Origin of the sequence: Gaiella sp. (genome assembly GCF_035558935.1) — a bacterium.
Classification (GTDB): Bacteria; Actinomycetota; Thermoleophilia; order Gaiellales; family Gaiellaceae; genus Gaiella.
On record NZ_DATMBZ010000171.1, the window covers coordinates 1 to 4,511 of the forward strand.

The 4,511-nt window shown below is 72.4% G+C and carries 4 protein-coding genes and 1 pseudogene; 3 read left to right on the plus strand and 2 right to left on the minus strand.

Translation table 11 applies throughout. From position 1 onward, the window contains the following. The coding region (locus VNM44_RS16100; RefSeq protein WP_349258059.1) for a 4-hydroxy-3-methylbut-2-enyl diphosphate reductase at positions 1–932 on the minus strand (932 nt) is incomplete at its 3' end. Positions 933–960: 28 nt separating this feature from the next. Continuing rightward, the gene (locus VNM44_RS16105) at positions 961–1,905 is read right to left on the minus strand and encodes an EamA family transporter (protein ID WP_325627153.1); all 945 of its coding nucleotides are present in this window, start codon (positions 1,903–1,905) and stop codon (positions 961–963) included. A gap of 79 nt (positions 1,906–1,984) precedes the next feature. On the opposite strand from VNM44_RS16105, the gene VNM44_RS16110 reads away from it, so the two are divergent. The 3 genes and pseudogenes from VNM44_RS16110 to VNM44_RS16120 all read left to right on the plus strand — a co-directional run. After that, complete coding sequence (locus VNM44_RS16110) at positions 1,985–2,680, plus strand: (Fe-S)-binding protein (protein WP_325627155.1); 696 nt, start codon at positions 1,985–1,987, stop codon at positions 2,678–2,680. Continuing rightward, positions 2,677–4,101 (plus strand): lactate utilization protein B, encoded by a 1,425-nt coding sequence (locus tag VNM44_RS16115; protein ID WP_325627157.1) that lies wholly within the window; start codon positions 2,677–2,679, stop codon positions 4,099–4,101. The genes VNM44_RS16110 and VNM44_RS16115 overlap by 4 nt, the downstream gene beginning before the upstream one ends. Next, positions 4,085–4,511 (plus strand): annotated as a pseudogene (locus VNM44_RS16120) (lactate utilization protein C); the annotation flags it as partial. The gene VNM44_RS16115 and the pseudogene VNM44_RS16120, both read left to right, overlap by 17 nt.

Sequence of the window (4,511 nt, forward strand, 5' to 3'; positions counted from 1 at the left end):
ACCAGCTCGCGGCGGAGCTCGACCGGAAGCCTGAAGGTCACGTCCTCGTCGACCATCCGGAATGGCTCGATCTCGTCGACGCCGCGCTCGCGGAACCAGTCGCAAGCACGTGAGACGAGGCGCTCGGGAGCCGACGCGCCCGAGGTGATGCCGACCGTCTCGATCCCCGCGAGCCAGGTCTCGTCGATCTCCGTCTCGTCGTCGATCAGGTGGGCCGGGACGTCGGCTGCGCGCGCGACGTCGACGAGCCGATTCGAGTTCGACGAGTTGCGCGAGCCGATCACGAGCAGCAGGTCGATGTGGTCGAGCATGTCCTTCACCGCCCACTGGCGGTTGGAGGTTGCGTAGCAGATGTCCTCCTTCTTCGGCCCCACGATCTCCGGGAACCGCCGCCGGAGCGTGCCGATGATCTCGGCGGTCTCGTCGACGGACAGCGTCGTCTGGGTCACGTAGGCGACGCGCGTGTCGGCCGGGAGCTCGAGCGCCTCCGCCTCCGCGACGTCCTGCACCAGGATCGTCGCGTCGGGCGCCTCGCCCATCGTGCCCACAACCTCCTCGTGCCCCTCGTGCCCGATCAGAAGGACGGTGTACCCCGCCGCTGCGTAGCGCTTCGCCTGGACGTGCACCTTGGTCACGAGCGGGCACGTCGCGTCGATCACGTCGTGGTCGCGCGCGCGCGAGCTCGCGTGTACGGACGGCGCGACCCCGTGAGCGGAGTAGACGACCGTGGCGCCGCGCGGCGCATCGGTCTCCTCCTCGACGAAGATCGCCCCCCGCGCCTCGAGGTCGCGCACGACGTGGATGTTGTGGACGATCTGCTTGCGCACGTAGACCGGCGCGCCGTAGTGCTCGAGCGCCCGCTCGACCGTCTCGACGGCGCGCTCGACGCCCGCGCAGTACCCGCGCGGGGACGCGAGCAGGACGCGCTTCACGGTCACCACACCCGCAGGGTACTGGCCGTCAGCGCGAGGTCTGCGCGAGGACGACTCCGACGAGCACCACCGCGCCGCCGACGAGCTGGGCCGCCGACAGGGTCTCGCCGAGCCACGCCCAGGCCACCAGGGCCGCGAGGAGAACCTCGATCATCGAGACGGTCGCGACGCGCGTCGCCGGCAGGTGGTGGAGCGCGCCGAGCGAGAGGACGAAGGGGAGGATCGTCCCGAGCACGACCATCCAGAGGGAGAGCGCCCAGACGGGCGCGTCCGCCGACCCGAGCTCCAGCGGCACGCTCCCCCCGAGGGCGTCGAAGGGGAAGCCCCACCAGGGCTGCACGACCGCCCAGAGGAGAGCGGCGACACCGAGCGAGAGGCAGGTCAACGAGAGCGCGTCGCGCCGCGCGGTCTGGTGCTCGCCGGCGAGGTAGTACGTCGCGAGCGCGCCCGCCGCCAGCAGGCCCGCGACCACGCCGACCGTGTCGAGCCGGACGTCCTCCCATACCTCGCCGACGAGTACGAGCCCCGACAGGGCGAGCGCGAGCGCGGCCCACACACGCCGCCGTACGGGCTCGTGCCAGACGAGTCGCGCCCAGAGCGCGACGAGCACCGGCGCGGTGAACTCGAGCAGGAGGCCGATCCCGATCGGCAATCGCTCGATCGCCACCAGGTACAGCCACTGCACGAGCGCGAAGCCGACGATCCCGTAGAAGACGAGCAGCGCGACCTCCTCACGGGCGACGCGGAGAAGCCGCGGGGCCGTGGCGAGCAGGAAGGCCGCGAGGCCGACGAACGCGCCCGTCGCCCTGAGCTCCGTCAGGCGGAGGCTCGTGATCTCGCTGCCCGTGAGGATCAGCTTCGACACCGTCCCGTTGATCGCGAACAGCGTCGAGGCGGCCGTGACCATCGCGTAGCCCAGACGCGGACGAGGGGCTCCCGCAGGACGCGCCCCGTGGAGGGTGATCTCGGTCACGGCGGCAGGCTAGTGCTCCGTCCGTCGCCGGCCGTCGGCAACGTTGGACGATCATCGATCATCGATTACGCTCGCGTCAATGCGAGCCGCGCTCTTCGTCACGTGCCTCGTGGACACGCTGACCCCATCGGTGGGACAGGCAACTGTGGAGGTTCTCGAGCGACTCGGCGTGGAGGTCTCCTTTCCCCGCGCGCAGACCTGCTGCGGCCAGCTCCACCACAACGCGGGCTACCCCGAGGTCGCCGCGTCGCTGGCCCGGCGGTTCGTCGAGGTGTTCGCCGACGAGGAGCTGATCGTCTCGCCGTCGGCCTCGTGCGTGGCGCACGTTCGCGAGCACGTTCCCGAGCTGACGTCCGATCCGGCGGGCGTCGCCCGCCGGACGCTCGAGCTGTCCGAGCTCCTCGTCGACCGGCTCGGCGCAACGGAGGTCGGATCGGCGTACAGCGGATCGTTGACCTACCACCCGACGTGCCATTCGCTGCGGCTGCTCCGCGTGGGAAGCCGTCCCGAGACGCTGCTCGGCGCGGTCCGCGGACTCGACCTCCGGCCGCTCGAGGACGCCACGGAGTGCTGCGGCTTCGGCGGCACGTTCGCGATCAAGAACGGGCCGGTGTCGACGGCGATGCTCGCCGCCAAGCTGCGGAGAATCGAGGAGACGGGAGCGGAGGGCGTGTGCGCCTGCGACGCGTCCTGCCTCCTGCACCTCCGCGGCGGGATCGAGTGGCGCGGGAGCCCGCTCCGGGCGGTGCACCTCGCCGAGGTGCTCGCCGCGTGAACGCCTCGGCGAGCCGCGCCGCGGTGCCCGTCGCGTTCGAGGCGGCCGCGCCCGCCGCGCTCGCCGACGGCCGCGTCCGCGCGAACGTGCTCCACGCCACGACCTCGATCCGCGCGAAGCGCGCGGCAGTCGTCGCCGACGTCCCTGACTGGGTCGAGCTGCGGGCGGCCGGTGCGGCCATCCGCGCGTCCGCGCTGGCGCGCCTCGAGGAGCTGCTCGTCGCACTCGAGTCGTCCGTGGTCGCGGCCGGCGGTGCGGTGCACTGGGCGGCCGACGCCGCACAGGCGAACGAGATCGTGACGCGCCTCGTCGTCTCCACCGGCGCGCGCGAGGTGGTGAAGGTGAAGTCGCTGACGACGGACGAGATCGGGCTCAACGACGCGCTTACCGCGGCGGGCATCGCGCCGCTCGAGACCGACCTCGCCGAGTGGGTAGTCCAGCTCGCGGGCGAGCGGCCGTCGCACCTGCTCGTGCCGGCGTTGCACCGCAACCGTTCCGACATCGCCGTGCTCCTGCGCGAGACCCTCGGCGAGCCGGGCCTGCCCGACGACCCGCCCGCGCTCACGGCCGCTGCGCGGAGGTATCTGCGTTCCGCGTTCCTTCGAGCCGGGGTGGCGATCTCCGGCGCCAACTTCGCGGTGGCGGAGACCGGGACGGTCTGCGTGGTCGAGTCCGAGGGCAACGGCAGGATGTGCACGACGCTTCCCGACACGCTGATCACGGTGATGGGAATCGAGAAGGTGATCCCCGAGTGGCGCGACCTCGGCGTGCTGCTCCAGCTCCTTCCGAGATCGTCGACGGGCGAGCGTATGAACCCCTACACGTCGCTCTGGACCGGCGTGCGGGAGGGGGACGGGCCGTCGACGTTCCACCTCGTGCTGCTGGACGCCGGCCGAGCTCGCGCCCTCTCGGACCCCGTCGGCCGGCCTGCCTTGAGATGCATCCGCTGCTCGGCGTGCGTGAACGTCTGTCCCGTCTACCGCCAGACCGGCGGGCATGCATACCCGACCGTCTACGCCGGCCCGATCGGCGCGATCCTTCAGCCGCAGCTCGACGGCGAGGTCGGCGTGTCCGCCTCGCTGCCGTACGCTTCCTCGCTCTGCGGCGCCTGCGCCGACGTCTGTCCGGTCGGGATCGACATCCCCCGCATCCTCGTCCACGAGCGGGCGAAGCTCGTCGCGCGCGCCCGGCCGGGAGTCGAGGGTCGAGCGCTACGAGCTCTCGGCCGGTCGTTCTCGAGCATCGAGCGCTACGAGCGCGCGCAGCGGCTCGCGCGCACGCTTCAGCGGCCCTTCCTCAGGCGCGGCCGCCTGCGCTGGCTCCCCGGCCCCCTCGCCGCGTGGGGACGATCGCGCACGCTCCCCGGGATCCCGTCCGAGACCTTTCGCGAGTGGTGGGAGTCACGTGAGCGACGGCCGTGAGGTGGTGCTGGGGCGGATCCGCGCCGCACTGGCCGGCGAGGGCGCGCTTCCCCAGGTGCCGCGCGCGTACCGCGAGCACGGCTCGCGGTCGTCCGGGGAGGTCGTCACGCTCTTCGTCGAGCGGCTCGAGGAGACGGGCGCGGTCGTCGTCCGTACGGGCGATGCCGGGCTCGCTGTGGGCGTGGCGCTCCGCGAGCAGGGGGCCGCCCGGGTGGTCGTGTCACCCGATCTGCCGGACGCGGTCACACCGGCCGAGGTCGAGCTGATCGAAGACCGTGGCCTCTCGCCGGCCGAGCTCGACGCGCTCGACGGCGCCCTGACGACCTGTGCCGCGGCGTGTGCCGAGACGGGCACGATCGCGTTCGACGGCGGCGAGGGCCAGGGCCGCCGCGCGATCGCTCTCGTGCCCG

What these genes read in the sequence shown, in the direction of transcription:
- VNM44_RS16110 (WP_325627155.1), top strand. Translation starts at nt 1,985, where the DNA reads ATGCGAGCCGCGCTCTTCGTCACGTGCCTCGTGGACACGCTGACCCCA.